This window comes from Pedococcus sp. P1_H8 (assembly GCF_056405175.1).
Window position 1 is genome coordinate 1 of the sequence record NZ_JBFUCP010000458.1, and the last position, 366, is coordinate 366.

Annotated in this window: 1 protein-coding gene; it reads left to right on the plus strand. The window is 70.8% G+C overall.

Annotated features, from left to right (window positions below):
* The coding region (locus AC1DYG_RS20830) for a hypothetical protein (protein ID WP_477641726.1) at positions 1-366 on the plus strand (366 nt) is incomplete at both ends.

Sequence of the window (366 nt, forward strand, 5' to 3'; positions counted from 1 at the left end):
GACCGGCACCGCCCTGGCGCCGGTGGATCGCCCGTACGGCCGCAACACCGCGGGCCTGATCGTCGGCCTGGTGTCCACCCCCACCACGCGTTACCCCGAGGGCATGACGCGGGTCGCGCTGTTCGGCGACCCGACCAAGGCGCTCGGCACCGTCGCCGAGGCGGAGTGCTCGCGCCTCGTCGCCGCGATCGACCTCGCGGAATCGATCGGCGCGCCGATCGAGTGGTTCGCCCTGTCGTCCGGCGCCACCATCTCGATGGAGTCCGGCACCGAGAACATGGACTGGGTCTCGCGCGGGCTGCGCCGGATCATCACGTTCACCCAGAACGGCGGCGAGATCAACGTGATCGTCGCGGGCATCAACGT